Consider the following 24,206-nt stretch of genomic DNA (forward strand, 5'->3'; position numbering starts at 1 on the left):
GGCAGGTCCCGTCACCAGCGCGCCCGCTCCCGTCGGGGAAGGCCCGTCATGCGAGCCCGTCAGCCGAGCGCGGCGCGCTTGATGCGGCGGACCCGGCGGGCCACGCGGCGGATCGCGGCGTGCCGGGGGACCGGGAGGCCGCCGGGGAGGCCGAGGACCGTGAGACGGCGGCGCTTGAAGTAGCGTGCCTTTCGGTCCGTGAGACGGGCCGTCAGATACGCCTCCGCCGCCGGGCGCAGGTCGGCTCGGATCCGCGGTTGCATGGCGAATCCGACAGCCCGGACCAGCCCCGACACCTCCTCGTCCACCGGGCGCGGGGCGCCGGGGCGGTCGCTCTCCAGGTCCGGGACGAGCGCGTCGACCAGCGTCACCGGTACCCGGTTGCTGTTCTGGTACGGCTTCAGCCGGTCGAGCAGCGGCTCCGTCCCGACCCGTGCGACCGGGATGCCGTAGAAGGTGCTCGCGGTCAGCAGCGCCGTGGAGAAGCACCCCACCACCAGCGCGGGCCTCAGCTGCCGGTACAGCACCTCCGCCAGTACCGGGCGCTCCAGCACGGTCAGTTCGGCGTCCAGCTTCTCCGCCTCGCGCTCCAGTGCCCGCGACCACGCCGCGGGCGCCGTCGGATGCGGTTTGAAGACCAGTCGGCGGTGGCCGTGGGCGACCGCGCCCCGGACCATCCGCACATGCAGGGCTTCCTCCTCCTCCGCGGTGAGGATGCCCAGGGCCGCCAGGTACTGCCCGAGCAGCAGCGCGGGCTGCTCGCCGGCACGGTCGGAGGAACCGTCGGAGGCGCCGGACGTGGCGTCCGCTGCATCGGGTTCGGCCGGTTCGGTGAGTTCGGCGACCACCTTGGTGAACGCCTCGGTCGGCACCGTTTCCGGCCGGGCCCCGAACTCCTCCAGCAGCAGCGGCGTCAGCCCCGGCACCAGATCGAGGTGCAGCAGCCTGCGTACCCGCTCACCCACCAGCGGGTCGATCCTGTTGCGGGTCGGGCCGTAGCTCATCAGCCCGTCCGCGTACACGTCGAGACGGGCGTCCGGGAACAACTGGGCCACCGCGAGCGCCGGATTGACCTGGATGGACTCCAGGGCCAGCTCGATCCGGTCGTCCCCCAAACCCCACAGCATCCGCAGATACCGCTCCCACATCGGGACGTCGTCCGGGCGCGGCGACCAGCCGCCCGGATGGAAGGGCGCGATCGCCTCGTTCCACGACAGCACCTCGTCGAACCGGCCGCGCAGCCGCTCGAAGCCGGGCATCCGGTCGACCGGGGTCGCCGTCTCCGGGGTCGTCGCGTTGTTGCTCACCAGCAGCAGCCGCCGGTCCGCCGGCGCGAAGCAGCCGCTGTCGAGCGCGGCCGTCAGCGTCGCCGCGCCGTAGAGGGTGGAGGCGAAGAAGATCTGCGTGGTCCGCGCGGTGCTCGGCGTCGTATCCATCAGGCCGCTCCCGCCACGGCGGAGGCGGAGACCGCCGGTGCGCCGGCCGGGCGCCTGCGCAGCCTGCGCAGCCGGGAGGAGCGTTCGCCGTCCATGCCGTCGAGCGCGTCCTTGAGGACGTCCTGCGGCATACGGCGCAGGGCGTCCGCGCTCATCGAACGCAACTTCCGGGCCACGGACGGTTCGAACCTCTCGATCGATCCCAGATGATGGGAAATGACGGCGCAGTAGGTCCGGACGGCTTTCGGCAGAAGCCGCTCGGATTCCGGATCATTTGCGGTTTCTTCGAGTACCTGGTCGAAAGCCTTGATGAAATCCAGCTGCCGGACGTCACCGATCTGGGTCAGTGACGAGGCGACCCCGCGGCGGTAGAAGATCCCCAGCAGACCCACCGCGGCGAAGGACCCCGCCCCGCGGTGCAGCCGCCAGATCCAGGGCCGGTCCTCGGCGGTGCGCAGGCCGTCGGTGAAGTGCAGCAGCCCCCGGTCCAGCAGCTCGCGCCGGTAGATCCCGGCCCAGGCCATGGGGTAGTCGACGGAGGTGGACCGGTCGGCGGGCAGGATCGCGTCACGCGGTCGGAGCACCTCGTTCCGGCGGCCGACGGGTACCCGGAAGACCTTGCGTTCCCTGGCCGTGCACTGCACGTGGTCGGTGCGGACGAAGTCGACGCCGAGGTCCTCGGCCGCCGCGAGCAGCTTCTCGTAGTAGCCCGGGGCCAGCCAGTCGTCGCCGTCCAGGAAGGTGATGTACGCGCCGCGGGCGGCGTCCAGGCCGGTGTTGCGGGCCGTGGCGAGCCCGCCGTTGCGTTCGTGTCTGATCAGTACCGCTCCCGGCACCTCGCGTTCGGCACGCTCCAGGATCTCCGGCGTCCCATCCGTCGAGCAGTCGTCGACGAGCAGGAACTCGAAGTCCCCCCGGGCGTTCGCCCGAAGGCTTGCCAGGGTGTCGGGCGCATAGGACTGGACGTTGTAGAAGGGCACGATGACCGAGAGCTTGACCACGCGCCGGAGATTAGGCGCGGGCTCCGTCATTCGCTCTGACCGGGGGAGGGACGGCGGGTGAACAAGGTGCGGCGGAATTGTTAACCCGGGCGGTTCCCTGGCTCTTTCGCCGTTCGTCGACGCGCTGTTAACCCTTTGTTGCTGCCGAGTTGGGCCGCCGAGCCGAATGCCTTTCTAACGTCCTCGGCGTGCCATCACGTACCAGCCAGGCGCCGCGCGTCGCCGTGCTCGCCGACTCCGACACCCGGTGGAAATGGGGTGCGCTCACCGCGCGCCGGATAGCCGCCGGCGACGACCCGGCGGCCTCCGCCGAACCGGCCGGATTCCTCCTGCGGGGGCGGGCTACGCCCACCGCGCGGCAGCTCGCCGAGGTCGGGGTCGCCGCGGACGACGTGCGCGAGGTCACCGCCGCCGGGTTCCTTCGCGCGATGCGCGACGAGGGGTACGACGTCGTCGTCCTCGCCCTCGTCGGCGGCGCCGTGCAGGCCGTGCTCCAGGGAACAGCGGCCCTCCGGCTGCCCCGCCGGCCCGTACTGGTCACCGGCTACGTCGGCGTCGTCTACGAGAAGCTCGCCGACGGACTGCTGCTGCGGCACGGCGCCGACGTCGTCCTCGCCAACTCCCGCCACGACGCCGAACGGTTCCGCGCGGTGTACGAGGGCGTCGGCGTCGATCCCTCGCCGGTGACCGAGGCGGCGCTGCCCTTCCTCGGCGGCGCCCCGTACCAGCGGAGGGACGACCGGGACACGGTGGTCTTCGCCGTCCAGCCGTCCGTCCCCGAGTCCCGGTCCGACCGTGAGTACCTGCTCGGCCGGCTCGCCGGGCACGCGAGGCTCCACCCCTCCCGCGAGGTGCTGCTCAAGCTGCGCTCCCGGCCCGGCGAGCACACCACGCACCTGGAGGAAGTGCCGTACCAGAGGCTCGCCGAGCGGCTCCCCGGGGGACTGCCGCCGAACCTCAGCCTGGTGTACGGGCACATGGGCGAGGTCCTGGACCGGACGGACCTGCTGGTCACGGTCTCCTCGACCGCCGCCCTCGAAGCGCTCCACCGGCGCATCCCCACCGCGATCCTCACCGATCTCGGTGTACGCGAGGCGCTCGGCAACCACCACTTCCTCGGCTCCGGGCTGCTCACCTCCTGGGACCGGCTCGACCGGGGCCACCGGCCGGTACCCGACGAGGAGTGGCTGGCCCGGCAGGGCGTCGCCGCCGACGGGCGGTACGAGACGGCCTTCGACGAGGCGCGCGAGCGGGTGGCCGCACTGCTGCGGCGGCCGGACCTCCCTCCCGTCACCCCCTACTACACCCCCACCACGGCGCCCGGATATCTGCCGGGGATCCTCGCCCGCCACCGCCTCGCCCCGGACGGCAGCCCTCTCCCCGGGACGGAGCCGGCCGCCGGTCCCACCGGGGTGCGTCGATTCGTCCGCGACGCGGTGCGTGGGGCGGCCCGCGGCGCCTACCGCCACGGCGTGCAGCGCGTGGCGCCCGTCATCCGCCGCATGGGCGAGCTGTGACCGTTCCGAAGGCCCGAAGGAGCTCCACCTCATGACCACCGTCCTCGCCGTGATCCCCGCCAGGGGCGGCTCCAAGGGCGTGCCCGGCAAGAACCTCGCCGCGGTCGGCGGCGTCCCGCTCGTCGCGCGCGCGGTACGGGCCTGCACCGGATCCGCCCTGGTCACCGATGTCGTGGTGTCCACCGACGACCCGGCGATCGCGGACGCCGCGCGGGCCGCCGGAGCGGCCGCCGGCCGGGTGCACTGCGTCGACCGCCCGGCGGACATCGCGGGCGACACCGCGACCAGCGAGTCCGCGGTGCTCCACGCCATGGACGCCTATGAGGCGGAGCACGGCCGCACGGTCGACGTGGTCCTCCTCGTCCAGTGCACCAGCCCCTTCCTGACCGCCGACGACGTCGAGCGGGTCGCCTCCGCGGTGGCGAAGGACGGCGCCGACACCGCGGTCACGGTCGCCCCTTTCCACGCCTTCGTCTGGCGCCGTGAAGCGGCGACGGGCAGGCCCGCACCCGCACCCGCCCACGACGACGGCCGAGGCGTCAACCACGACAAGGGCCACCGCCCCCGCCGGCAGGACCGGCCCGAGGACTTCCTCGAGACCGGGGCCGCCTACGCCATGGACGCCCGCGGTCTCCGCGTCCACGGACACCGCTTCTTCGGCCGCACCGCGCTGGTCGAGACCGACCCCGCACGGGTCCTGGAGATCGACGACCCGCACGACCTCGCCCGGGCCCGCGCGCTTGCGCCGCTGCTCGACCCGGTGGCCGTCCCCACCCGCGCGGACGTCGACGCCGTCGTCCTCGACTTCGACGGCACCCAGACCGACGACCGAGTCCTCGTCGACTCCGACGGACGCGAACTCGTCGCCGTGCACCGCGGCGACGGCCTCGGCATCGCCGCGCTGCGCCGTGCCGGGCTGAAGCTGCTGATCCTCTCCACCGAACAGAACCCCGTCGTCGCGGCCCGCGCCCGCAAGCTCAACCTCCCCGTCCTGCACGGCATCGACCGCAAGGACGCCGCCCTGGAGCGGTGGTGCCGGGAGAACGCGGTCGCGCCCGAACGGGTCCTCTACGCCGGCAACGACGTCAACGACCTGCCCTGCTTCGGGCTCGTCGGCTGGCCCGTCGCCGTGGCGAGCGCACACGACTCAGTGCGTGCCGCCGCCCGTGCCGTCACCACCACCCCCGGTGGCGCCGGCGCGATCCGGGAGATCGCCACCTGGCTTCTCGGTCCCACCCTCAGCACCCCCACCCAGTAAGCCGAACCGTAAGGAACCCCTCATGAACTCCCGTCTGCGCACCCTCGGCGGCAAGACCGCCGGTCCCGGCCGACCCGTCTACATCACCGGCGAGATCGGCATCAACCACAACGGCGACCTGGACAACGCCTTCGCGCTGATCGACGCCGCCGCCGACGCGGGCTGCGACGCGGTCAAGTTCCAGAAGCGCACCCCGGAGATCTGCACTCCCCGCGACCAGTGGGACATCGAGCGGGACACCCCCTGGGGCCGGATGACGTACATCGACTACCGCCACCGCGTGGAGTTCGGCGAGGACGAGTACCGCGCCATAGACGAGCACTGCCGCCGGCGCGGCATCGACTGGTTCGCCTCCCCGTGGGACACCGAGGCCGTCGCCTTCCTGGAGAAGTTCGACGTCCCCGCCCACAAGGTGGCCTCCGCGTCCCTCACGGACGACGAGCTGCTGCGCGAGCTGCGCGCCACCGGCAGGACGATCATCCTGTCCACCGGTATGTCGACGCCGAAGCAGATCCGGCACGCCGTCGAGGTCCTCGGCAGCGAGAACATCCTGCTCTGCCACGCCACCTCGACCTACCCGGCCAAGGCCGAGGAGCTCAACCTCCGCGTCATCAACACCCTGATGCAGGAGTACCCGAACGTCCCGATCGGCTACTCCGGCCACGAGACCGGTCTGCAGACCACCCTCGCGGCCGTCGCGCTCGGCGCCGCGTTCGTCGAGCGCCACATCACCCTCGACCGCGCCATGTGGGGCTCGGACCAGGCCGCCTCCGTCGAGCCCGGTGGCCTGCAGCGCATGGTGCGCGACATCCGCACCATCGAGGCCGCCCTCGGCGACGGAGTGAAGAAGGTCTACGAGTCCGAGCTCGCCCCGATGAAGAAGCTCCGCCGCGTCCCCGGCGTCGTCGCCGAGGCGGAGCAGAGCGAGCGGGCCGAGCCGGTCGCGGTCTGACGCGCCATGGACCTCGCCTTCGTCGAGAGCCCGGTCCAGCTGCTGAACGTCCTGGAGTGGGCACACACCCCCGTGCCGGCCGCGATACCCGCGCAGCCGGGACCGGGCGCCGCCCGCGGCGCGGCTGCCCGGGGCGGCGACCTGACGGTCGTCGTGCTCTCGCCCACCGATCCCATGTCCCGCGGACAACTGCGCCGGATGGTGGAGCTGGCGCGCGACGAGGGGATCGCGGTGCGCTGGCAGGAGGCCCGCGGCGGCGCGGACGCGGTCGTTCGGACCGTGCGGGCGCTGGGCCCCGTGCTGCGCCGGGCCGAGCGGATCGTGATCGGCGACCCGTTCTCCCGCTATGTGCAGCTCCTGCTCACCCTCGTGGGCACCCGGCGGCTGACCGTGGTCGACGACGGCACGGCCACCATGGAGTTCGTGGCGCAGCTGACGCGCGGCGAACGGCTGGTGCGCTGGCACCGGCGCGGCCGCCGCGGCCCGCGCGAGCTGCTGCTCGCGCCGGTCACGGCGGCCGCCCGCCGGCGGCTCACGCCGTCGCGCTGCCGGGCGGTCGAGCTCTTCACCGCGATGCCCGTGGAGGAGGCGCCGGACGGCATCACCGTCACCCCCAACCGGTTCCGCTGGACGCGCTCGCGGTTCGGCCCGCCGCTGCTCACCCGGGGCGCGGACCTGGTGGGCACCTCCCTCGTGGAGACCGGAGTGGTCGATCTCCAGCGGTACCTGGACGCCGTCGCCTCGCTCGCCCGTACGCACGGCGCCACCCGCTACTTCGCCCACCGCCGGGAGGGCGCGGACAAGCTGCACCGGCTCGCGGCCGACACCGGTCTGGAGATCGTCCGGCCCGACCTGCCGCTGGAGCTGATCGCCCGGCGCGGGCCGGTCGGCCGTACGGTGCTGAGCTTCCCCTCCACCGTGGTGCACACCCTGCCGCTCGCTCTGGCCGGCACCGGTGTGACGGTGGCGGTGTGCGACATCGCCCCGGAGTGGCTCAGGGACACGGCGTCACCGCGTGCCCAGGGATTCCTCGCGGGGGTCACGGGCACGGCACGGCACGTGCGGCGGCTCTCGGCACCCGCCTGACGCGCGGGGCCAGGCCGACGGACCAGGGCCCGGGGCCACGAGGGGCCGGGAGCGCCGGAGACCGGTGGGCGTGGTCAGGAGACCGGCAGGACGGGCCCGGAGTCCGGTCCGGACGGACCGGGAGGCGAAGCCGCGGGCCCGCGCCGCTCGGGCGCGAGGTACCGCGCGGACGGGCTGCGGGACGGGCGGCCGGTGCGGAGGCCCCGGCGGGCGGGCCGGAACGCCGTACGGACGTCCCCGCACCCGGCCGGGGGTACCCGTACGGCCGACCTGGACGCGACAGGAGGGCGGAGTGTCCATATCGTGGTCAGGAGCGGGTGAGCTTACCCACACCGAACAACGGTCAAGCGTCGTCAGGCGCATTTTCTTCCCCCTATAGGGCTGAACTTTTGTTGATCTCGAGTTAGTTGGGCCTTGAAGGGGCCTACTCTTCAACGGGTGAACCAGTTGATGTCCCGCGAGCCCGACGCCGGCCTCCCCGGCGAAGCCGAGTTGCCCGGCGACTACGTTCTGCCCGGCACGCTGCCCGACGCCCTGCGCACCGAACTCATCGCCTTCCGCCGGGACTTGCACATGCACCCGGAGCTCGGGAACCAGGAGTTCCGCACGACGGCCGCGATCAAGGCGCGGCTGGAGGCCGCCGGCCTGCGCCCGCAGGTGCTGTCGACGGGCACGGGACTCGTGTGCGACGTGGGTACGGACCGGGTCCGGCCCATGCTCGCCCTGCGCGCCGACATCGACGCCCTCCCGATCCCGGACACCAAGACCGGCGTGCCGTACCGGTCGACCGTGCCGGACCGGGCTCACGCCTGCGGCCACGACGTCCACACCACGGCGGTCCTCGGAGCCGGTCTGGTCCTCGCCGACCTCGACCGGCAGGGCCTGCTGCCCCACCCGGTGCGGCTGATCTTCCAGCCCGCCGAGGAGGTGCTGCCGGGCGGCGCGGCCGACGCCATCGAGTCGGGGGCGCTGGACGGCGTGGGCCGGATCATCGCCGTGCACTGCGATCCCCGTGTCGACGTCGGCCGGATCGGCCTGCGTATCGGTCCCATCACCTCGGCGTGCGACCGACTGGAGATCACCCTCGACGGCCCCGGCGGCCACACCGCGCGCCCGCATCTGACGACGGACCTCGTCACCGCCGCCGCCAAGATCGTCACCGAGGTCCCGGCGCTGCTGTCCCGCAGGGTGGACACCCGCTCCGGACTGGCACTGACCTGGGGCCGTATCGAGTCCGGGCACGCCTGCAACGTCATCCCGCAGCACGCGGAACTCGCGGGCACCGTCCGCTGTCTGGACCTGCCCGCCTGGCGCGAGGCCCCGGACCTGGTGCACGCCGCGGTCGACGAGATCGCCACGCTGCACCGCGCCAAGTCCCAGATCAACTACATCCGCGGGGTGCCGCCCGTGGTCAACGACCCGGTGATCACGGAGCTGCTGCACGACGCCCACGCCGCGCGGAGGGGATCGCAGGCGATCGAGGACACCGAGCAGAGTCTCGGCGGCGAGGACTTCTCCTGGTACCTGGAGCACGTCCCGGGTGCGATGGCACGCCTCGGCGTCCGCACCCCCGGCTCGGGATCCCGCCTCGACCTGCACCGGGGCGACTTCGATGTGGACGAGGAGGCGATCCGCGTGGGCGTCGAGCTCTTCACGGCGGCGGCGCTCCTGGATGAACACCGATCGTAACCAGACAGTTCACCTTACGTTCGTCCAACGCGACGATCCGATAACGGCTGTCGAACACGTCTTTACCTGACATCTACGCGCGTTACGATCGCCGCAAAACCAGCGCCGGAAGTGGCGCTTTCGGTCAGGTTTATAAGGAGCCTCTAGTGCGCCGGATCACCAGGATCGCCACCGTGGGCATCGCGTCCACGGCACTCGCGTTGTCCGCCACCGCATGTGGCGGCAAGTCCTCGTCCGAGGCCGGATCGAGCAGTGGTGCCAAGGCGGCCATCGCCTACGACATCGGCGGCCGCGGAGACCAGTCGTTCAACGACGCCGCCTACGCGGGTCTCGCCAAGGCCGAGAAGGAGCTCGACGTCACGGGCGCCGAGGCCGAGCCGAGCGAAGGCGAGGGCGACCCGGACAAGGTGCAGCGCCTCACCTCGCTTGCCCGCGCCGGCAACAACCCGGTGATCGGCGTCGGCTTCGCCTACGCCCCGGCCATCGCCGAGGTCGCGCCGAAGTTCCCGGACACCACGTTCGGCCTCATCGACGACACCTCCAAGACCGGCAAGAACATCGCCAACCTGGTCTTCAACGAGGAGCAGGGCTCCTACCTGGCCGGCGTCGCCGCCGCCAAGGTCACCAAGAGCAACACCGTCGGCTTCATCGGCGGCGTCGAGGTGCCGCTGATCAAGAAGTTCGAGGCCGGCTTCGTCCAGGGTGTCAAGGACACCAACAAGAACGTCAACGTCAAGGTCCAGTACCTGACCCAGCCGCCGGACTTCGGTGGCTTCTCCAAGCCGGACCTGGGCAAGGCCGCCGCGCAGGGCCAGCTCGACGCGGGCGCCGACGTGATCTACGCCGCCGCCGGTCTCGCCGGCTCGGGTTCGATCGAGGCCGCCGCCAAGGCCAAGAAGTGGGCCATCGGCGTGGACTCCGACCAGTACAAGCAGCGGGGTCTCGCCCAGTACCAGGACTACATCCTCACCTCGGTGACCAAGGACGTGTCCGGCGCGGTCTACAACCTGATCAAGTCGGTCAAGGACGGCAAGGCGCAGTCCGGTGAGGTCCGCTACGGCCTCGACAAGGGCGGCGTGGGCCTGGCCACCTCCAACCCGGCCTTCACCGCGATGACCGAGGTCACCGCCGCGATCGACAAGGCCAAGGCCGACATCGTCGCGGGCAAGGTCACGGTCAAGACCGCTCCGTAACCGGGCGACGGGAACCACGGGCCCAAGGGTCCGGAGGGGCGGCGCGAAGCAGCCCCTCCGGACCCGGACCGGATTCCGTCCACCGGTTCTCGCTCTTTGTTTCTGCTACGCGCGTAGAGTTCTCTCGGGCGCGATAGCTTCGCCACCACCCCTGACCGCGGAACAGCCCGCCCCCACGCCTGCCCTGCCCCTGCTTCTCGCTCCTTCCTCCAAGGAGAGTGCGTCATCAACGCGTCCAGTCCGTCAACGCCGCCGGCTGTAGAACTGCGCGGCATCACCAAGCGCTTCCCCGGCGTCGTCGCCAACCACGACATCGACATCACCATCCGCAAGGGCACGGTCCACGCCCTCGTCGGTGAGAACGGTGCCGGCAAGTCGACCCTCATGAAGATCCTCTACGGCATGCAGAAGCCGGACGAGGGCACCATCACCGTCGACGGCAACCAGGTCGGCTTCCACAGCCCGGCCGATGCCATCGCCACCGGCATCGGCATGGTCCACCAGCACTTCATGCTGGCGGACAACCTCACCGTGCTCGAGAACGTCGTACTCGGCGGCGAGAAGCTGTACGGCATCGGCGCCAGGGCCCGGAAGAAGATCAAGGACATCTCGGACGCGTACGGGCTGAACATCCGCCCGGACGTCCTCGTGGAGGAGCTGGGCGTCGCCGACCGCCAGCGCGTGGAGATCCTCAAGGTCCTCTACCGCGGTGCCCGCACTCTGATCCTCGACGAGCCGACCGCCGTGCTGGTCCCGCAGGAGGTCGACGCGCTCTTCGACAACCTGCGGGAGCTCAAGGCGGAGGGCCTCACGGTCATCTTCATCTCGCACAAGCTCGGCGAGGTGCTGTCGGTCGCCGACGACATCACCGTCATCCGCCGCGGTACGACCGTGGGCACCGCCGACCCGCGCACCACCACCCCGAAGCAGCTGGCCGAGCTGATGGTCGGCAGCGAGCTGCCCTCGCCGGAGACGCGGGAGTCGACGGTCACCGACGTGCCGATGCTCGACGTCGACGGTCTCCGATTGACCGCGGTCGACCCCGACGGCATCGTCCGCGAGGTCCTCGCGGGCATCACCCTCACCATCCACAAGGGTGAGGTCATGGGCATCGCGGGAGTCGAGGGCAACGGCCAGACCGAGCTCATCGAGGCGCTGATGGGCATGCGCGACCCCGACGGCGGCGTGATCACCCTCGACGGTGCCGACATCTCCCACGCGCCGACCCGCAAGCGCCGTGAGGACGGGATCGGGTACATCCCCGAGGACCGCCACCGGCACGGTCTGCTGCTGGAGTCCCCGCTGTGGGAGAACCGTATCCTCGGCCATGTCACCGAGCGCCCCAACAGCAAGAACGGACTGCTCGACCTCAAGGCCGCCCGCAAGGACACCGAGCGGATCGTGCGCGAGTACGACGTCCGCACCCCCGGGATCGAGGTCACCGCGGCCTCCCTCTCCGGCGGCAACCAGCAGAAGCTGATCGTCGGTCGCGAGATGAGCCACGCGCCCAAGCTGCTGATCGCAGCCCACCCGACCCGTGGCGTGGACGTCGGCGCTCAGGCGCAGATCTGGGACCAGATCCGCGAGGCCCGTCGCGAGGGCCTCGCGGTGCTGCTGATCTCGGCCGACCTGGACGAGCTCATCGGGCTCTCCGACACCCTGCGGGTGATGTACCGCGGCCGGCTGGTCGCGGACGCCGACCCCGCCACGATCACCCCCGAGGAGCTGGGCTCGGCCATGACCGGTGCCGCCACCGGCCACCTCGAGCACCACGAGAACGGAACCGGTGAGGGCCGATGAAGAAGTTCGACAAGGACCGGCTGATCCTGGCCTTCGCCGGGCCGGTGCTCGCCCTGGCCGTCGCCTTCGTGCTGACCTCCGTGGTGCTGCTGGCCTCGGGTCTCAGCCCCGTCGAGCCCTACCAGCTGATGGCGGAGCAGGTGGAGTTCACCGATGTCCAGGTGAACATCCTCAACCAGAGCGGCATCTACTACCTCGCCGCCCTCGCCGTCGCCATCGGCTTCCGGATGAACCTGTTCAACATCGGCGTCGACGGCCAGTACCGCCTCGCGGTGATGCTGGCGGCCGTCGTCGGCGCCGCCGTCGAGCTGCCCGGCCCGCTGCACGTCGCGCTGATCGTGCTCGTGGCCATGCTCGTCGGCGCGCTCTGGGCCGGTATCGCGGGCCTCCTGAAGACGACCCGCGGGGTCAGCGAGGTCGTCTCGACGATCATGCTCAACGCCATCGCGACCAGCCTGATCGCCTGGCTGATCCTGCCCGCCAACCTCGGTGTGCAGCCCAAGGGCTCCAACGACCTGACGACCGGGGAGATCGCCGAGTCCGGCTGGTTCCCCGGCCTCGAGCTCGAAGGCGGCACCATCTACGGCTTCACCTTCGTCGCCTTCGCACTCGGCCTCGTCTACTGGTTCGCCCTGAACCGCACCCGCTTCGGCTTCGACCTGCGCGCCACCGGCGCCAGCGAGTCCGCGGCGCAGGCGAGTGGCGTCAACGCCAAGAAGATGGTCATGACGGCGATGCTGATCTCGGGTGCGGTCGCCGGCCTCGCCGGCATGCCGATGCTGCTGGGACAGACCCACACCTACAGCCTCAGCTTCCCGGTGGGCGTCGGCTTCACCGCCATCACCATCGCACTGCTGGGCCGCAACAGCCCCATCGGCATCTTCTTCGCCGCCGTGCTCATCTCCTTCCTGGAGAAGACGGCGGAAGGGCTCGGTCTCGCGGGGTACCCCAAGGAGATCGCCATCATCATGCAGGGCCTGATCGTGATCGCGGTCGTCGTGTCCTACGAACTCGTCCGCCAGTACGGGCTCCGCCGCCAGCAGCAGAAGGTCGGCGAGGAACTCGCCGCCCAGGCCCGCAAGAACCGTGAGGAGGTGGCCGCGTGACGACCACCACGGCCGTCCCGGCCGGCGCGGCGCCCATCAAGCGCGCCCGTCGCACCCTTTCCGTGCCCATGATCCTGCTCATCATCGCGGGTGGTCTGGCACTGTTCTCGCTGGTCCGCGTCATCAGCGGCGCCAACGACCTCACCTCGGTCGGGCAGGTGTCCGGCGCCCTCCAGCTCGCCGTGCCCATCGGTCTCGCCGGTCTCGGCGGACTGTGGGCCGAGCGGGCGGGCGTGATCAACATCGGCCTCGAAGGCATGATGATCCTCGGTACCTGGTTCGGCGCCTGGGCGGGTTACCAGTGGGGCCCGTGGACGGGCGTCGCGGTGGGCATCATCGGCGGCGCGCTCGGCGGCCTGCTGCACGCGATCATGACGGTGACGTTCAACGTCAACCACATCGTCTCCGGTGTCGCCATCAACATCCTGGCCGTCGGTGCCACCCGCTACCTGTCCGACTTCACCTTCGCCGAGGCGCCGGGCGGCTCCTCGAAGCAGTCCCCGCGCATCGACGCGATCACCGAGATCACGATTCCCGGGCTCTCGGACGCCCTGGCGGACCTGCAGGCCAAACACTGGTTCTTCGTCTCCGACCTGGCGGGCGTCCTCGGTGGACTGGTCACCAACCTCTCCCTGCTGACCGTCATCGCGCTGCTGCTCGTGCCCGCCACCTGGTGGGTCCTGTGGCGCACCGGCTTCGGTCTGCGGCTGCGGTCCTGCGGTGAGAACGCCGTCGCCGCCGAGTCCCTCGGCGTGAACGTCTACAAGTACAAGTACATCGCCGTGATCGTCTCCGGTGCGCTGGCCGGACTCGGAGGCGCGTTCCTCGCCATCGTTTCCACGGGCATCTACCAGGAGGGCCAGACCGGCGGCCGAGGCTACATCGGTCTCGCCGCCATGATCTTCGGCAACTGGATGCCGGGCGGACTGGCGCTCGGTGCCGGACTGTTCGGCTTCACCGACAGCCTCAAGCTGCGCGGCGGCGCCGAGAACGTCCACGCCATGCTTCTGCTCCTGGCGATCCTGCTGGTGCTGGCCTTCGCCTGGCAGCTGTACAAGAGGAAGCACTGGCAGGCAGGCATCTGCCTCGGTGTCTCCGGCCTGCTCTTCGCCTGGTACGGGCTCACCGACGCGCTGCCCAGCCAGTTCGTGGACGCCGCGCCCTATGTGACCACCCTTCTGGTGCTCGCGCTGTCGGCGCAGCGTCTGCGGCCACCCAAGGTCATCGGACAGCCGTACAAGAAGGGCCAGGGCAAGTGACGCACGGCCCCGCGCCGGCGGCCGACGCCGGCGCCGTCGACTGGGGAGCCCTGCGCGAGGCGGCGCGGGACGCGATGTCCCACGCGTACGTCCCGTACTCGGGCTACCCGGTCGGCGCGGCCGCCCTCGTCGACGACGGCCGCACGGTCAGCGGCTGCAACGTCGAGAACGCCTCGTACGGACTGTCGCTGTGCGCCGAGTGCGGGCTCGTCTCGCAGCTGCACGCCTCGGGCGGCGGCCGGCTCACGCACTTCACGTGTGTGGACGGCAACGGTGACGTACTGATGCCGTGCGGCCGCTGCCGTCAGCTGCTGTACGAGTTCGGCGGCCCCGGTCTGCTGCTGGAGACCGAGGCGGGCATCCTGCCTCTCTCCGAGATGCTGCCCCTGGCCTTCGGCCCGCAGAAGCTCGGCCCGGAGAAGCTCGGCTAGTGCCTGATGCGGCACTGGGCCCGTCAGGGCCATGACCCGGCGGCCCCTCCGCTGCTCCGGCGGAGGGGCCGCGACATTTTTCGCACCACCTGGTTCGCACCCGGAAGGACCCCAAGCACATGGACGCCATCTCCGTCATCCGCACCAAGCGCGACCGCGGCGAGCTCACCCCCGAGCAGATCGACTGGGTCATCGACGCGTACACCCGCGGCGAGGTCGCCGACGAGCAGATGTCGGCGCTGGCGATGGCGATCCTGCTGAACGGCATGAACCGTACGGAGATCGCCCGGTGGACCGCCGCGATGATCGCGTCCGGCGAGCGCATGGACTTCTCGTCCCTGTCGCGCCCGACCGCCGACAAGCACTCCACGGGCGGCGTGGGCGACAAGATCACGCTCCCGCTGGCCCCGCTGGTCGCCGCCTGCGGCGCGGCCGTGCCCCAGCTGTCCGGCCGCGGCCTCGGCCACACCGGCGGCACGCTCGACAAGCTGGAGTCCGTCCCCGGCTGGCGGGCGCTGCTGTCCAACGAGGAGATGCTGCGGGTGCTCGACACCACCGGCGCGGTCATCTGTGCCGCGGGGGACGGGCTCGCCCCCGCCGACAAGAAGCTGTACGCCCTGCGCGACGTCACCGGCACTGTCGAGGCCATCCCGCTGATCGCCTCCTCGATCATGTCCAAGAAGATCGCCGAGGGCACCGGCTCGCTCGTGCTGGACGTGAAGGTCGGCACCGGCGCCTTCATGAAGAACATCGAGGACGCACGCGAGCTCGCCTCCACCATGGTCGGGCTCGGCACGGACCACGGGGTGAGGACCGTCGCGCTGCTGACCGACATGTCGACGCCGCTCGGCCTCACCGCGGGCAACGCCCTGGAGGTCCGCGAGTCCGTCGAGGTCCTGGCGGGCGGCGGCCCGGCGGACGTCGTGGAACTGACCCTCGCACTGGCCCGCGAGATGCTCGAAGCGGCCGGCATCAAGGACGCCGACCCGGCGAAGGCCCTGGCCGACGGTTCGGCGATGGACGTCTGGCGCCGCATGATCGCCGCACAGGGCGGCGACCCGGACGCCGCGCTGCCGGTCGCCCGCGAGCAGCACGTGATCACCGCTCCGGCCTCGGGCGTGCTGACCCGCCTCGACGCCTACGAGGTCGGCGTGGCTGCCTGGCGCCTGGGCGCCGGCCGGGCCCGCAAGGAGGACCCGGTGCAGGCGGGTGCGGGCGTCGAGCTCCACGCCAAGCCCGGCGACGAGGTCACGGCGGGCGCCCCGCTGATGACCCTGCACACGGACACCCCCGAGAAGTTCGACTACGCCCTGCAGTCCCTGGAGGGCTCCTTCGACATCGCCGCACCGGGCACCTCGTACGAGGCGACCCCGGTGGTGCTGGAGCGCATCGCCTGATGGGAATCGCCGGGTCGTGGAGACTCGGTGCCACAGCCGACGGCAGGTGAGCACTTCATCGCCTGAAGCACATGACTTCCTTCGGGCGAACGGGACCGGTGGTGGGCCGCCGGTCCCGTTCGGCATGCCGGCGCCGGTGACGCACCGACGGAGGAGACCGCCATGGGCGCACTCAGCGTCGGCCCACCGGCCCCTCACGGCCGGGAGTGGGACGACCTCACGATCGACACGGGTGCCTTACCCCGTCGGCCGGCCGTGCCCTTGGGCTCCCGCACCTGCAGGGCCCCCACGCGGGACGCGCCCGCGCAGGTCCGATGAGTTGTCGTCACGGGCGCGGTCTCTTCCCGTGTGGACAGCACTGGGCAGCCGATCGTTCTGGAACTGGTCGGCCGGATCACCCCGGCCGATGTGTCGCTGTTGTGCGCCCGGCTGCGGAGACGGGCCACCGTAGACCGCGCCGGCCGGGAGGTCGTGTGCGACGCGGCCCGGCTGACAGTCGCCGATCTGACCGCCGTCGAGGCCGTCGCCCGGCTGAGGCTCACCGCCCGCAGACTCGGCCGGGAGCTGCGACTGGCGAACGCCGGTCCCGAACTGCTGACGCTGCTCGCCCTCGTCGGGCTGGGCGACGACGGCCCGGGCCTGCCCGCGCCGGTCAGCCCCCGGCGCTGAGCCGCTCCGGCAGCCCGAACAGCGGGAACCAGCGCTCGGTGTCCAGATAGAAGTCCATCGCGCCGATCCGGCCGCCGGTGACCTCCAGCACGATCAGCGCCCAGGGCTCGTACCCCTCGCCGTCCTGGCTCGGGTGGTACTGGGCGAAGGCCGGCGAGCCGTTGGCCACCGTGGGGACCAGCCTCGAGCCGCGGCACACATCACCGGCGCCGAGCATCCAGCCCACGATGTCGTCATGGCCGCGCAGCCAGAGGTCGTACGGCGGCATGGACATCGTCGCGTCCTCGCGCAGCAGCGCCGTGAGCGCCCGCATGTCGTACCCCTCGAAGGCGGCGACATAGCGCTCCAGCAGCTTCTGCTGCTCCGGGTCGAGCGGGTCCGCCGGATCGGAGTCCGAGGGGTCGTACTCGGCGAGGGTGGCGCGGGCCCGCTGGAGCGCGCTGTTGACCGAGGCGACGGACGTGCCCAGCAGCTCGGCCACCTCGGCGGCCTTCCAAGCCAGCACCTCCCGCAGGATCAGCACCGCGCGCTGCTTCGGCGGCAGGTGCTGCAGCGCCGCCATGAACGCCAGCCTGATGGACTCGCGCTCCACCGTCGTGTCGGCCGGGTCGGCCACCGACGGCAACACCCGCCCGTCCGGCACCGGTTCCAGCCAGGTGATCTCCGGACGGGCGGTGAGCTGCGCCTGGGCCACCGGGGTGGCGGCGGTCAGATCCATCGGGCGGGCCCGGCGGTTGCCCGCGTTCAGCATGTCCAGGCACACGTTCGTGGCGATGCGGTACAGCCAGGAACGCAGCGAGGATCTCCCCTCGAACTTCTCGAAGCTCTTCCAGGCCCGCACCATCGTGTCCTGGACCGCGTCCTCCGCCTCGAAGGCCGAGCCGAGCATGCGGTAGCAGTAGCCGGTGAGCTCCCTCCGGTAGCCCTCCAGCCGGGACTCGAGGTCCTGTGTCGTCGCCAGATCACTCATGGGTCCGCCCCTGTCGCCGTCCTCACCAGCCCTTCGGACGCTACAGGAGCGGACTGACAGCGAGGCTCAGGTTCCGGGCTTGCGGCCGTGGACGAACACGTCGTCCCCGTTCTTGAGCAGGTTCCAGTACGCCTTCGCGTCCGCCGGCCGCATATTGACGCAGCCGCCGGAGCCCGGCGGGTTGTACATGCTCTTGGTGACCGAGTGGAACGCCTGCCCGCCGTCGAAGAACTGCGAGTGCGGCATCCACACCTTGTAGATCGTCGACCAGTGGTTGGAGCTGCGGTAGTAGATCCGCTTGGCGCCGGTCCGGGTCTCCGCGCCGTCCCGCCCGGTCCGCACCGGAACCGGCCCGTACTTCAGCTTCGCCCCGTCCTGGATCCAGCTCAGCTGCCTGGTCAGGTCGACACAGGCGATGCGCCCCTTGTTCGTCGGGCAGGTGCCGGCCTTGTTCGGCGTCGTGCCCGCGGCCCGCTGGGCGAGGATGGTGTTCATCGTGCGCCAGGTGATCGTACCCGCGTAGCCGATGGTCGGAGTGATCCCGTGCCGGCGCTGGAAGGTCTGGATCGCCTTGCAGTCGGACGGCGACTGCCGCCCGTCGACCTTCAGGCCCATGAACTTCTCGACCCGCTTCTGGTACGGCCCGGTCGACGTCGTGCACGACGCCGCCCGGGCCGGCGTGGCGCCGAGCGCGAGGCCCAGCGGCACCACCAGCCCGGTGACGCCGAGGGCGACACCACCCCGTCTCCGTATGGTCCCCCAGTGTGCTGTGCGGCCCACGGTCACCAACTCCCCTGTACGCCCGGTGCGGTTGCCTTGACCTTTGGACGCTCACGGGGGAGCCGCGGTTGTAGGGAGGAGCGGACGGATTCGGCGGATCTCCGGGGCCGCTGTCACAGGAGCCTCAGTGGTGAACAGCCGCCGCAGAGAGCATGGGCCGCCGCTCCCGGACCCGGGCCGCGTACGACCCGTACAGCGTGATCGACACGACGCCGAGCACCGCGAGCAGCCCCAGCAGGACCGTGCCGGCCCAGCCGCCGGAGTGGAAGGCGACCGCACCGAGGGTGCCGCCCACGCTGCTGCCCAGGTAGTACGCGGACTGGTACAGGGCCGAGGCCTGGGCGCGGCCCGTCGTCGCGGTACGGCTGACCGAGGAGGAGGCCACCGCGTGCCCCGCGAAGAAGCCCGCCGTGATCAGCACCAGGCCCGGCAGCACCGCGGTCAGCGAGTCGGCGAGCGACAGCAGCAGACCCGCCGCCGTCGTGCCCACCGCCAGGTACAGCGCACCGCGCCGGCCCAGCCTGCCCACGAGACGGCCCGCGGCGGCCGACGAGACCGTGCCGACCAGATAGACCAGGAAGACGGAGCCGACGACGCCCTGGGGGAGGCCGAACGGGGCGTCGACGAGGCGGTAGCCGATCACGGTGTAGACCGCGCCGAAGACCGTCATGAACAGGGCGCCGATCCCGTAGAGCCGCATCAGCAGAGGGTCGGACAGATGACCTCGGACGGTGCGCGCCAGCGCGCCCGGGTTCAGCGGACCGGGCGTGAAGTTCCGCGCCTTCGGCAGCAGCAGCCGGAACGCGACGGTGCAGATCACGGCCATCAGTCCGACCGCGGCGAGCGCCGCCCGCCAGCCCCAGGCCTGCGAGACCCAGCCGGTCACGATCCGGCCGCTCATCCCGCCGATGCTGTTGCCCGCGACGAACAGCCCGATCGCGGCGACCAGCGCCTTCGGACGCACCTCCTCCGCCAGGTACGCCATCGCCGAGGCGGGGATGCCCGCCAGTGCCGCGCCCTGGACCGCGCGCAGCGCCACCAGCCACTCCGGGCCGGGCGCGAACGGAACCAGCAGTCCCAGGGCCGTCGCCACCACCAGGGAGAGCGTCATCAGCCGCACCCGGCCGAACCGCTCGGAGAGCGCACTCAACGGCAGCACGCACAGGGCGAGTGCCCCGGTGGCCGCGGAGACCGTCCAGCTGGCCGCGCTCGCGGTCACGCCGAAGTCACCGGACAGGGCGGGCAGCAGGGCCTGGGTGGAGTAGAGGAGGGCGAAGGTGGCGACGCCCGCGGAGAAGAGCGCGAAGCTCATCCGCCGGTAGCCGGGGACTCCGGGAGCGAGCCGCGACGAGGTGGGTTCGGGGGACGGCGAGGAGAGGGCACCCACGGTGGTGGGCGCCCCGGTACTTGCGGAAGGCATACCTCGAAGGTAGGTGGGTCATTTTGATGCGTCCAATGCATGGAACGGCTTTAATCGTTCCCATGGTGCATGAATACAGCTCACAGGCTCGTCTGTCACCGAGTAGTTACGAAGAAGACATGCGGCTGCTGCTCGCACCGCGCCTGGCGTACTTCGCCGGGGTCGCCCGGCACGAGCATGTGACCAGGGCCGCGCAGGAACTCGGCGTGCCCCAGTCGACCCTGTCGCGTGCCATGGCCCGCCTCGAACAGGACCTGGGCGTGACGCTGTTCACCCGCAAGGGCCGCACCGTGTCGCTGACGCCCGCGGGCCGAGACTTCCTCGTCTCGGTGGAGCGGGCACTCGGCGAGGTCGAGCGCGCGGCGGAGTCGGTACGCGCCGACGCCGACCCGTCCGGGGGCAAGGTCGCCTTCGGATTCCTGCACACCATGGGTTCCGAGACCGTGCCCGAACTGATCCGGGCGTTCCGCGTCGACCACCCCCGGATCCGCTTCACGCTCGTGCAGAACTACGGCGAGGCGATGATCGAGCGGCTCCGCGCCGGCGAGCTCGACCTCTGCCTCACCTCGCCGGTCCCCGACGCACCCGACCTGGTGGCCCGGCGCCTGGACGAACAGCGGCTGCGGCTCGTCGTGCCCGACGACCACCGGCTCGCCACCCGGAAACGGGTCCGGCTGGCCGAGGCGGCGGACGAGACCTTCGTGACCCTCGAACCGGGCTACGGGCTGCGCCGGATCACCGACGCGTTGTGCGCCGAGGCGGGATTCTCGCCACGGGTGGCGTTCGAGGGGGAGGAGGCCGAGACGCTGCGCGGCCTGGTCGCCGCGGGTCTCGGCGTGGCCCTGCTGCCCCCGCCGGCGGTGCCCCGGCCGGGTGTGGTCGAGCTGACGGTGACGGCGCCGCGGGCGATCCGGGAGGTGGGGGTGGCGTGGCTGGACGGGCACCCGGACACTCCGCCGGTGGCGGCGTTCAAGAGGTTCCTGCTGTCGCGCCGGGGCAACCTGCTTCCGGACTGAGCCGCGCGACGGGGCCCGGCCGCACGGCGAGCACGCCCGCGCACCCGAGTGCGGCGTCCCCGTACCACCGGCGGAACACCGGCCGAGTGCGCGCGTGCTGCACGCTGGTCGCGGCGGCACCCCGGAGTCCGTCTGCCCGCTTCGGGAGAGCACCGTCCCGTGCGCGCGTACTGCGCGGCGGCGCCCGTGCCGTCAGTGGCGCAGCGCCCTCCCGAAGCCCGCGGCGAGCGGCATCCTGAGTCCCAGCGGCGGGGGCGCGGCGAGCGCGTCCGCGACGGGGCGGGCGTAGGCGCGCGAGAGGAGGGAGCCGATGACGAAGTCCGCTGCCAGTGCCCGGACTTCCGCCTGGTACTGCCGCAGCGCGTGCCCGTCCGAATGGACCTCGAACCGGCACGTGTCGCGGTTCGTCTTCTTCGCCCGCTCCGCCAGCCGGTACGACAATTCCGGATCGCTCCTCGCGTCGTTCGTGCCGTGCACGATCAGCACCCGTCGGCCCACGAGCTGCTTCACCGGTTCGGGTTGCGCCGCGACGTCGTCCTCCGGCAGCCAGGGGGCGAGAGCCAGCACGGAGTTGACGGCGCCGTGCCCCGCCGCGTGCAGGGCGGCCCGCCCTCCCATGCCCTGTCCGGCCAGGCAGACGGGGACGTCGCCGTAGCGCCGCACCGCCTCGTCCGCCGCCCGGGAGGCGTCCGTGGCGAGCCGGGCGGCCGTGCCGTTCCAGCCGCGCCCGCCGTAGCGCACGACGTGTGCGATGAGGCCGTCCGCGCCGCCCGCCCGGGCCAGGGAGCGCGCCAGCGGCAGGGCGGAGGCGCGGGAGACCGCGGAAGGGCCGCGTGCCGACTCCGGCTCACCGTCCGGCAGCACCAGCACCACTCCGGTGACGACGCCGTCCGCAGCCTCTCCGAGGGGCCGGACCGCTCGGCCCAGCCGGGCCTGCGCGACAGTGCCGCTCCGCCCTTCCCCTCGTGCCGCGTTCCCCTCGAACCGGGCACGGGCCGTTCCCGCCGTGCCCACCATGCGCCCCCACCACCGGGGCAGTGCCTGGTGTGCCATCAATCCTCCTGAGCAAGGGGACCACCGGCTTCAGCCGATGGGGGAGCACCGGTGGGACCGTTGCCGCCGTGGGCCACCCCCGCGACACCTCCCGCGGCCGCCCGCACCGCGGGCCGGCCGTGCAGGGGAACCGCGTCACCCGGGCGAAGTGCGCATGCGCGGCAAGCGGGTTGATCGTCCAGGCGGACCACGTCGGCGCGCCGAGCGTCCTCGGCGGGGCCGGGCCGTCCCGCCGCGAGGTGGCCCGGCCACCGCCACGGGAGGCCCGCGCGTTCACGCGTGGGTGGAGTCACGGCAGAACATTCTCAGAAGGGCAGGTGTACTCCACCCGTCCGCACGGTCACTGTTACGTATCGACAGGTGATTCGTGCATCTGCCCTCTACGCGCGTAGGGATTAGAGTGCGGAGATGACGAGCCAGACACCCCACGCATCCTCCCGGGGAAGCGCCCCCGGGCACCAGGGGCCCACCTCGGACCAGATCCGCCGCGCCCCGAAGGTTCTTCTGCACGACCACCTCGACGGCGGGCTGCGCCCCGGCACCGTCATCGACCTCGCCCGCGCCGTCGGCTACGACGCCCTGCCCGAGACCGAGCCGGACAAGCTCGGCATCTGGTTCCACGAGGCGGCCGACTCCGGCTCGCTGGAGCGCTACCTGGAGACGTTCGCGCACACCTGTGCCGTCATGCAGACCCGGGAGGCCCTCAAGCGCGTCGCGATCGAGTGCGCCGAGGACCTCGCCGAGGACGGTGTCGTGTACGCCGAGGTGCGGTACGCGCCGGAGCAGCACCTCGAAGCGGGGCTGACCCTCGAAGAGGTCGTCGAGGCGGTCAACGAGGGTTTCCGGGAGGGCGAACGCCGGGCCCGCGCCAACGGCCACCGCATCCGGGTCGGTGCCCTGCTGACCGCCATGCGGCACGCCGCCCGGGCCCTGGAGATCGCCGAACTCGCCAACCGCTACCGCGACGCGGGTGTCGTCGGCTTCGACATCGCGGGCGCCGAGGCCGGCTACCCGCCCACCCGCCACCTCGACGCGTTCGAGTACCTCAAGCGCGAGAACAACCACTTCACGATCCACGCCGGCGAGGGCTTCGGGCTGCCGTCCATCTGGCAGGCCCTCCAGTGGTGCGGCGCGGACCGTCTCGGACACGGCGTCCGCATCATCGACGACATCGAGGTCGCCGCCGACGGAAGCGTCAAGCTGGGGCGGCTCGCCGCGTACGTCCGGGACAAGCGGGTCCCGCTCGAACTGTGCCCGACGTCCAACCTGCAGACGGGCGCCGCGTCCTCGTACCAGGAGCACCCCATCGGGCTGCTGCGACGGCTGCACTTCCGGGCCACCGTCAACACGGACAACCGGCTGATGAGCAATACGAGTATGAGCCGCGAATTCGAGCTGCTGACCGAGACGTTCGGCTACACGCTCGACGACATGCAGTGGTTCACGGTCAATGCGATGAAGTCGGCGTTCATTCCTTTTGATGAGCGGCTCGCGATGATCAATGATGTCATCAAGCCGGGATACGCCGAACTCAGGTCGGAGTGGCTTTTCCAGCAGACCGCCACGACCAGCGGCTCCGCCGCGAAAAACGGCTGAACCAGAGTGATGTGGAAACGGCCGGGAGTGTCAACCCCCGGTCGTTTTTCCATCCCGCGGGTGTTTGCGGGGCCATGGCGGCGCTGGCTAGCTTGCAAAGCCGTGCAATTCCCCTCCCCAAGGAAACACACCTGATGAAGCAAGCTGCTGCCAAGACCCTCGGTGTCGCCGCTCTCGGCGCCGCCTTCGCCGCTGCCGCCGCCGGTTCCGCGTCGGCCACGACGTCCCTCCCCGACGTCGGCACGCCCGTGGACGCCCTCTCCGCCGTCCAGCCGACGGTGCTGCCCGCCGTCGAGGAGCTCGCCCAGCAGTCCGGTCCCAGGATCCTGCCCGCGCCGGCCCCGGCCGGCGGCCTCCTGGGCGGTCTGCCGGTCAGCGGTCTGCCGACAAGTGGTCTGCCGACGGACGGCCTCCCGCTGAACGGCCTTCCGCTGCCCGTGTGACCGGGGCGTACGGAGTCCGGTCACCGGCCGGGGCGCCCCACGGATGGCTGGCGAAGAAGTTGCGCGGATCGCAGGGCTTGAGCACGACCGGGATACGGTCGCCGCCCGCGGCCTGCGCGTTCAGATCCAGGCAC

The 24,206-nt window shown here is 71.6% G+C and carries 21 protein-coding genes; 15 read left to right on the top strand and 6 right to left on the bottom strand.

What is annotated here, in order from left to right:
- Nucleotides 1–59: 59 nt before the first annotated feature.
- Together AB0J10_RS10905 and AB0J10_RS10910 are read right to left on the bottom strand one after the other, a co-directional pair.
- Nucleotides 60–1,436 carry an alpha-2,8-polysialyltransferase family protein gene (locus tag AB0J10_RS10905; protein WP_363060059.1) on the bottom strand — a complete coding sequence of 459 codons (1,377 nt, stop codon included), beginning with the start codon at nt 1,434–1,436 and terminating at the stop codon, nt 60–62.
- The gene (locus AB0J10_RS10910; RefSeq protein WP_363060061.1) at nt 1,436–2,437 is read right to left on the bottom strand and encodes a glycosyltransferase family 2 protein; all 1,002 of its coding nucleotides are present in this window, start codon (nt 2,435–2,437) and stop codon (nt 1,436–1,438) included. Before AB0J10_RS10910 ends, AB0J10_RS10905 begins: the two co-directional genes overlap by 1 nt.
- A 188-nt stretch (nt 2,438–2,625) precedes the next feature.
- Between AB0J10_RS10910 and AB0J10_RS10915 the strand changes: the two genes are divergently transcribed.
- The 12 genes from AB0J10_RS10915 to AB0J10_RS10970 all read left to right on the top strand — a co-directional run bounded on the left by AB0J10_RS10915 (nt 2,626) and on the right by AB0J10_RS10970 (nt 16,794).
- Nucleotides 2,626–3,954, top strand: coding sequence for a DUF6716 putative glycosyltransferase (locus AB0J10_RS10915; RefSeq protein WP_363060063.1), 1,329 nt, complete (start codon nt 2,626–2,628; stop codon nt 3,952–3,954).
- 31 nt (nt 3,955–3,985) lie between these two features.
- Nucleotides 3,986–5,212, top strand: a complete 1,227-nt coding sequence (locus AB0J10_RS10920) for an acylneuraminate cytidylyltransferase (RefSeq protein ID WP_363060065.1) — start codon at nt 3,986–3,988, stop codon at nt 5,210–5,212.
- Between the two features lie 22 nt (nt 5,213–5,234).
- Nucleotides 5,235–6,164, top strand: coding sequence for an N-acetylneuraminate synthase family protein (locus AB0J10_RS10925; RefSeq protein WP_363060067.1), 930 nt, complete (start codon nt 5,235–5,237; stop codon nt 6,162–6,164).
- A gap of 6 nt (nt 6,165–6,170) precedes the next feature.
- Nucleotides 6,171–7,250 (top strand): hypothetical protein, encoded by a 1,080-nt coding sequence (locus AB0J10_RS10930; protein ID WP_363060069.1) that lies wholly within the window; start codon nt 6,171–6,173, stop codon nt 7,248–7,250.
- 450 nt (nt 7,251–7,700) lie between these two features.
- A complete protein-coding gene (locus tag AB0J10_RS10935; RefSeq protein ID WP_363060506.1) occupies nt 7,701–8,939 on the top strand; it encodes a M20 family metallopeptidase in 1,239 nt (412 codons plus the stop codon).
- A 146-nt stretch (nt 8,940–9,085) separates the two neighbouring features.
- Nucleotides 9,086–10,132, top strand: a complete 1,047-nt coding sequence (locus tag AB0J10_RS10940) for a BMP family ABC transporter substrate-binding protein (protein WP_363060071.1) — start codon at nt 9,086–9,088, stop codon at nt 10,130–10,132.
- A 225-nt stretch (nt 10,133–10,357) separates the two neighbouring features.
- Nucleotides 10,358–11,932, top strand: coding sequence for an ABC transporter ATP-binding protein (locus tag AB0J10_RS10945; protein ID WP_363060508.1), 1,575 nt, complete (start codon nt 10,358–10,360; stop codon nt 11,930–11,932).
- A complete protein-coding gene (locus tag AB0J10_RS10950) occupies nt 11,929–13,038 on the top strand; it encodes an ABC transporter permease (protein ID WP_363060073.1) in 1,110 nt (369 codons plus the stop codon). Before AB0J10_RS10945 ends, AB0J10_RS10950 begins: the two co-directional genes overlap by 4 nt.
- The gene (locus AB0J10_RS10955) at nt 13,035–14,297 is read left to right on the top strand and encodes an ABC transporter permease (RefSeq protein ID WP_363060076.1); all 1,263 of its coding nucleotides are present in this window, start codon (nt 13,035–13,037) and stop codon (nt 14,295–14,297) included. Before AB0J10_RS10950 ends, AB0J10_RS10955 begins: the two co-directional genes overlap by 4 nt.
- Nucleotides 14,294–14,728 carry a cytidine deaminase gene (locus AB0J10_RS10960; RefSeq protein WP_363060078.1) on the top strand — a complete coding sequence of 145 codons (435 nt, stop codon included), beginning with the start codon at nt 14,294–14,296 and terminating at the stop codon, nt 14,726–14,728. Before AB0J10_RS10955 ends, AB0J10_RS10960 begins: the two co-directional genes overlap by 4 nt.
- Before the next feature lie 119 nt (nt 14,729–14,847).
- Nucleotides 14,848–16,125 (top strand): thymidine phosphorylase, encoded by a 1,278-nt coding sequence (locus tag AB0J10_RS10965; RefSeq protein WP_363060080.1) that lies wholly within the window; start codon nt 14,848–14,850, stop codon nt 16,123–16,125.
- Between the two features lie 348 nt (nt 16,126–16,473).
- Complete coding sequence (locus AB0J10_RS10970; protein WP_363060082.1) at nt 16,474–16,794, top strand: STAS domain-containing protein; 321 nt, start codon at nt 16,474–16,476, stop codon at nt 16,792–16,794.
- On the opposite strand, the gene AB0J10_RS10975 is transcribed toward AB0J10_RS10970, so the two are convergent.
- The 3 genes from AB0J10_RS10975 to AB0J10_RS10985 form a co-directional block, all read right to left on the bottom strand.
- Nucleotides 16,778–17,764, bottom strand: coding sequence for a sigma-70 family RNA polymerase sigma factor (locus AB0J10_RS10975; protein ID WP_363060084.1), 987 nt, complete (start codon nt 17,762–17,764; stop codon nt 16,778–16,780). The two genes, AB0J10_RS10970 and AB0J10_RS10975, sit on opposite strands and share 17 nt — an antisense overlap.
- A 66-nt stretch (nt 17,765–17,830) precedes the next feature.
- Nucleotides 17,831–18,475 (bottom strand): L,D-transpeptidase, encoded by a 645-nt coding sequence (locus AB0J10_RS10980; RefSeq protein ID WP_363060510.1) that lies wholly within the window; start codon nt 18,473–18,475, stop codon nt 17,831–17,833.
- Nucleotides 18,476–18,668: 193 nt separating this feature from the next.
- Nucleotides 18,669–19,964: an MFS transporter gene (locus tag AB0J10_RS10985; RefSeq protein ID WP_363060086.1), complete on the bottom strand. Its 1,296-nt coding sequence runs from the start codon at nt 19,962–19,964 to the stop codon at nt 18,669–18,671.
- A 62-nt stretch (nt 19,965–20,026) separates the two neighbouring features.
- Here AB0J10_RS10985 and AB0J10_RS10990 point away from each other — a divergent pair, with 62 nt between their 5' ends.
- On the top strand, nt 20,027–20,980 hold the full coding sequence (locus tag AB0J10_RS10990; RefSeq protein ID WP_363060088.1) for a LysR family transcriptional regulator: 954 nt from the start codon (nt 20,027–20,029) through the stop codon (nt 20,978–20,980).
- A gap of 192 nt (nt 20,981–21,172) precedes the next feature.
- Here AB0J10_RS10990 and AB0J10_RS10995 read toward each other — a convergent pair whose 3' ends face one another.
- Complete coding sequence (locus AB0J10_RS10995; RefSeq protein WP_363060512.1) at nt 21,173–21,853, bottom strand: alpha/beta hydrolase; 681 nt, start codon at nt 21,851–21,853, stop codon at nt 21,173–21,175.
- A 588-nt stretch (nt 21,854–22,441) separates the two neighbouring features.
- On the opposite strand from AB0J10_RS10995, the gene AB0J10_RS11000 reads away from it, so the two are divergent.
- Nucleotides 22,442–23,629, top strand: a complete 1,188-nt coding sequence (locus AB0J10_RS11000; protein ID WP_363060090.1) for an adenosine deaminase — start codon at nt 22,442–22,444, stop codon at nt 23,627–23,629.
- 134 nt (nt 23,630–23,763) lie between these two features.
- Nucleotides 23,764–24,072, top strand: a complete 309-nt coding sequence (locus AB0J10_RS11005) for a hypothetical protein (RefSeq protein WP_363060092.1) — start codon at nt 23,764–23,766, stop codon at nt 24,070–24,072.
- The last annotated feature ends 134 nt before the right edge of the window (nt 24,073–24,206 follow it).

The organism is Streptomyces sp. NPDC049887, assembly GCF_040656535.1.
Lineage (GTDB): Bacteria > Actinomycetota > Actinomycetes > Streptomycetales > Streptomycetaceae > Streptomyces.